The sequence below is a fragment of the Actinocrinis puniceicyclus genome (assembly GCF_018283645.1).
Taxonomy (GTDB): Bacteria; Actinomycetota; Actinomycetes; order Streptomycetales; family Catenulisporaceae; genus Actinocrinis; species Actinocrinis puniceicyclus.
This window is the reverse complement of record NZ_JAGSXH010000223.1, coordinates 1-4,932: the sequence shown is the minus strand read 5'-3', so window position 1 is coordinate 4,932 and position 4,932 is coordinate 1. Positions and strand designations below refer to the sequence as shown.

4 protein-coding genes are annotated in these 4,932 nt (G+C 70.8%); all 4 read right to left on the bottom strand.

What is annotated here, in order from left to right; all coding sequences use genetic code 11:
- Positions 1-433: 433 nt before the first annotated feature.
- On the bottom strand, positions 434-1,234 hold the full coding sequence (locus KGA66_RS28075) for a C1 family peptidase (protein WP_211472460.1): 801 nt from the start codon (positions 1,232-1,234) through the stop codon (positions 434-436).
- Positions 1,235-1,523: 289 nt separating this feature from the next.
- Complete coding sequence (locus KGA66_RS28070) at positions 1,524-2,177, bottom strand: hypothetical protein (protein WP_211472458.1); 654 nt, start codon at positions 2,175-2,177, stop codon at positions 1,524-1,526.
- A complete protein-coding gene (locus tag KGA66_RS28065) occupies positions 2,174-3,115 on the bottom strand; it encodes an ATP-binding cassette domain-containing protein (protein WP_211472456.1) in 942 nt (313 codons plus the stop codon). The genes KGA66_RS28070 and KGA66_RS28065 overlap by 4 nt, the downstream gene beginning before the upstream one ends.
- A gap of 98 nt (positions 3,116-3,213) precedes the next feature.
- Positions 3,214-4,659: a PAS domain-containing sensor histidine kinase gene (locus KGA66_RS28060; protein ID WP_438822085.1), complete on the bottom strand. Its 1,446-nt coding sequence runs from the start codon at positions 4,657-4,659 to the stop codon at positions 3,214-3,216.
- Between the last annotated feature and the right edge of the window lie 273 nt (positions 4,660-4,932).

Below are 4,932 nucleotides of genomic sequence, written 5' to 3'. Positions count from 1 at the left end.
GGGTAAGGTGTCGTACTGGTTTGGAGAGCGCTCTCCAACATGTGATGGTCGCGCCCATGTTTCCGGCGTGTCAAGGGTCTCGGGCAGTTCCGGAACAGCGGCGTGCGCCGGATCGGCCCGCGCGACCGCCGCGGGCCGGAGTGAGGTGGTTGACAGGGCGCCGGGTGCGACCATCATCGAGCGCAGGAGAGCGCTCTCCTGCACTGTCGGATGCTCAGGACTGAGCGTCCGTCAGTGGCAAGGCACCATGACAGCACCATGGAGGCGCTGTCAACAGGTGGAATCGCGCAGAACGAAGGCCGGAAGCATCAAGGCCGAGCATCAAGGCCGAGTCGGAACATCTGCATTGTCATGCGCGTGCGTCCGCCGGCGGCCTGGCATGAGGCCGTCGGCGGACGTCGGCGGGTCGGCGCGGCGTAGCGCCGAGGGCGGATCAGGAAAGCATGCGCACAGTCCAGAAGTCCGAGGCCAGCCCGTGTTCGGTCAGGTACGCGTACGGCATCGTGAAGTAGCCGCCCTGCCCCCACGACGGACCCCACGAATTGCGCACGAGGAAGCGCTCGGTGGCGTCGTCGTACCCGGCCGCGAGCACGGCGTGTCCGCCGAGGGCGCGCTCGCCGAGGGCGGGCATCGGCACGTCGCCGCTTTGCGCGACCTCCTGGGATTCGAAGCTCTCGTACACGGTGAAGCCGAAGACGAACGGGAACCCGGTGGCCAGGCAGCCCTTGAGCTGGTCGAGGCTCGGCAGGACCCGATGGTACGAGACCGCCTTGGTGTTCAGCGCGTCCTGGTAGCAGCCCTTCGGGGGTCGCTGCCCGGCCCGCGCCTGGGCGGGCCACGGACCGCCGTCGGTCAGCGGCGGCGTGTCGTCGTACGGCCACTCGGTCTCCGGGCAGACGCCGAGCGACGCGATCGACTTGATGCCGTCGCGGATCTGCGCCCCCGAGTCGTAGTCGACGTGCCCTTCCATCGCGCGCTCGTTGTAATAGATGAACAGCCGCGACGGGACGAAGTCGGACAGCTGCTGGCGCAGCAGTTCGAATTCGACCGCTCCGGCGATCGAGTTGGCGGTGCAGCTGCCGATCTTGCCCTGGTCGTAGACGGCGGGCAGCTGCGCCCGCAGGTCGACCCGCGGCGGGGGGTTGACCAGGCTGAGGCGCGGTGCGGCGAAGATGAGGTCGCGCGCGTCCGGAAGGTCGGGTACCCAGCCGTAATGAGAAATCGTTCGTGCCATGATTTGCTTCCCCCATTCAGAAGACGGCGCGCCCTGGTGGCTTGGGCGATAGGTGCCGACCGCTGCCACCGTGGGGTCTCCCTACCCCGTGCGGAACTTGGACGCCGCCATCTCTGAGAGTAACGCCGTCATAGCTCTACGTACAGAGGTGAGTTTTTCCATCGAGGCCAAGGGCGTTCCGGTCGGTGTTCTGGCAGGCCACAGCGGTATCTCCGGCCCGCAGCGGGGTTTGCGGGTTTGCGCGGGACGTGCCGGGGGCCGGCTCGCCCGGCGTCAGTTCCGGGCGGCGTCAGTGCCGCACGGCCGCGGCCGTGGAGGCGGCCCACGCCGCGGCGACCACGACCAGCGCGGCGGGCAGCGCCGCGAGCGGGTAATGCGGAGCGCTTCCGTTCGCCACAAGGGTCAGCGCGCGGATTCCCATCGCTGCGGGGGAGAAGCGCGCGACCAGCAGCCCGAGGGCGAGCAGTCCGGCGAGCAACACGCCCCAGCCCGCGGCCGGAACGAGCGGCGGGGCGGCCAGCGCGCCGGCCGCCGTGCCGAGAAGCACGCAGATCAGTTCGGTGCTCACCCCCGTCAGCAGGGTGGTGGCGCCGCCGTGCAGCGGTCCGGCGACGGCCGAGACCAGCGCGCCGACCGCGGCGCACAGCAGGCCGTACCCGGTCGCCGCGGTCAACGCGGCCAGCCGGGCCCGCACGGGACCGGCCACCGTCGCCGTGATCGAGGCCGCCTCGGCAGGCTCGGCGGTCAGCATCGCGCGGGTGAGCCACGCGCTGACCGGCAGCAGGAAGGCGGCGGTGTAGGCGAAGGCGTCAGCCGCGGAATCTCCGGAGGCGGTGTCGATCGCCAGCGCGACCGCGTAGAACAGCACGGGCGCGAGCCAGCGCTGCGAGCGTGCGAGCAGTACCGCGTAGTAGCGGGCGACCGCCGCGTCCTGGGTGTTCAAGGCTGCCTCCTCGCCTGCTTCGGCACCGCGGCCCGAACGGTGTCGGGCGCGGGCGGCGAGGCGGTCCCGGTGCCCCGCTGCGCCGGCCGCGTGCCTTCAGCCTCCTGCTTTACGGCCGGCGCGGCCGCTCTCCCGTCCACCGTCCGCACGGAGGCGACATGTATATCAGGATGCGCAGAAAGGATCTCGCGCAGCAGCCGGTCCGAGCCGTCCGGCTCGACCTCGATGCGCAGCAGATCGTCGGCCAGCAGCCGCCCGCGGCCCGGCCCCGGCCAGGGATCGGGGGCGTCCTCCAGGTCGATGAGGACCAGCGGAAGTTCGAAGTCGCCAGCGCGGGCCTCGTGCAGCGTCCCGTCGCGCAGCAGATAAAGCGTCGCATCCTCGGCCAGCCGCTGCGGGTCGTGGTCGGCGAACACCACGCGGCCGCCGCGCTGCACCGAATCCCGGACCGCCTCGTCAAGGGTCTGCTGTCCGAGCGAGTCGAGGCTGGTCCACGCCTCGTCCAGGATCAGCAGCTGCGGCTGCGCGATCAGCGCCTGAATGATCGCAACCTTCTGCGCGGTGCCCCGCGACAGGTCGCCGATGCGGTGCTTGCGGTAACCCAGCGCCTCGAAACGCTCGAGCCAGTCGAGCATCCGCTCGTCGCTCTCCGCGGCGGAAAGCCCGTGGAGGCGGCCGCAGTGCCGCAGATAGTCCTGCGCCTTGAACGGCAGCGGCGGCAGCTGTCCCGGCACGTAGGCGACGCCGCCGGGCCGTCCGGTGACCGTGCCGCGGCCCGGCCGGTGCGCGCCCGCGATGATCCGCAGCAGCGTCGACTTGCCGCATCCGTTGTATCCGCCGACGCGCACCAGTCCGCCTGGTCGCAGGTCGAGATCCACCCTGGTCAGCACCCAGGGTGCACGCCATCCGTAGCGGTATCCGACTCCGCTCAGCCGCATGCGGACACACTAGCCGCAACGCGGGCGGGTTCGTACCGGCCGTGGGCAAACCTTGACCAAGCCCGCGGCCGGGCACCATGACAGAAGCCTGCTACGCCCTAGGGTGCCGCCGGGTCGTCCTGGGGCGACGGGGGCGCGCCGGCCGGAATCCAGAACTGCACGAGGGTTCCGCCCTCGCTCTGACGACCCATCGTCCACCAGCCGCCGACGGTCTCGGCCCGCTCCCGCATCTCGAGCACACCGAAGCGGCCGGCGCTCGGCCGCAGATCCCGCGGCTCCTCGATGCCGATCCCGTCGTCGCTGACGCGCCCGAGCACGCCGCTGCCCGCCGAGGCGAGGCTGACCGTGACGGCGCCGGCGCGCGCGTGCTTGTGCACGTTGGTCAGCGCCTCTTGGCAGATGCGGAAGACGGTCACCGAGGACGCGGCCGGCGGCTCGAAGTCGAGCCGGTAGTCGAAGGTGTATTTGAGGCCCCACTCGCCCGCGGTCTCGGCCAGGTATTCACCCAGGGCTTCGCGCAGCCCGCGCCGATCGATACCTGGCGGGCGCAGCCGGCCGACCAGCGCGCGCGCCTGCCCGAGCGCCTCGTCGGCGATGGCGCCCAGTTCGTGCAGCCGCGCGGCTTCGGGTCCGTCGGCTTGCTGCGCCAGCCGCTGGTGGCCGGCCGCGAGCCGGGTCAGCGGCTCGATCGTGCCGGCGGCGACGTCGGAGGCGATGCGGTGGCGCTCGGCCTCCTGCGCCTGGACCAGGTGGCTCAGCAGCCTGCGCCGCTCGCGCAGGTCCCGCTCGGTCTCGCGCCATTCGGTCAGGTCCCGGGTGACCTTGCCGAACCCGCGCAGCCGCCGGCGCTCGTCGTAGAGGGCGGTGATCACCACGTTGGCCCAGAAGCGGGTGCCGTCCTTGCGCATCCGCCAGCCCTCGTCCTCGACCCGGCCTTCGAGCAGGGCGGTCTCCAGGTTGCGTTCCGGCCGGCCCGCCGCGATGTCCTCGGGCGGGTAGAAGACGGAGAAGTGCCGGCCGTGGATCTCCTGCTCGCTGTAGCCCTTGATCCGCTCGGCGCCGGCGTTCCAGCTCGCCACGTGGCCGGTGGGGTCGAGCATGAAGATCGCGTAGTCCGAGACGTCCTGCACGAGCAGCCGGAAGCGTTCCTCGCTCTCGCGCAGGGCCTGCTCGCTCTCGCGCCGCTCGGTCAGGTCCCGGGTGACTTTGCCGAAGCCGCGCAGCGTCCCGGATTCGTCGTAGAGGGCGGTGATCACCACGTTGGCCCAGAAGCGGGTGCCGTCCTTGCGCATCCGCCAGCCCTCGTCCTCGACCCGGCCCTGAGCGGCGGCGATCTGGAGTTCGCGCTCAGGTTTGCCGAACGCGACGTCCTGCGGCGGGTAGAAGACGGAGAAGTGCCGGCCGCGGATCTCCTGCTCGCTATAGCCCTTGATCCGCTCGGCGCCGGCGTTCCAGCCGATGACGTGGCCGGTCGGGTCGAGCATGAAGACGGCGCAGTCGCGGATGTTGAGTTCGAGCAGGTGCAGGATGTCCGTCGGGGACAGGCCCGGCGTCTCGGCTCGAGGCTCGCGCGAGTGCTGTGGTTGTGGCGTCACCAATCAAGCCTTGCACGCTGGCGGGCGCGGCGACAGGGCCGTTGCGATCTGGTGGCCCGCATTGTGGGTTTGATCACTTAGTGGTCGCGCCCGGTAGTCCTTCGGGGGTGCTTGAAATCTGTCAGAAGTCGGGAGCATCGAGGTAGAGCTCGCAGGCGCAATCCAGCGCTTCTTCCGGGGTGCCGGTGAAGCCGCCGGTGGGCAGGATCTGGTCCTCGTACT

Excerpts from the sequence above, each read along its gene's own strand:
- KGA66_RS28065 (WP_211472456.1), bottom strand. The coding sequence starts at position 3,115 with ATGCGGCTGAGCGGAGTCGGATACCGCTACGGATGGCGTGCACCCTGG.
- KGA66_RS28075 (WP_211472460.1), bottom strand. The coding sequence starts at position 1,234 with ATGGCACGAACGATTTCTCATTACGGCTGGGTACCCGACCTTCCGGAC.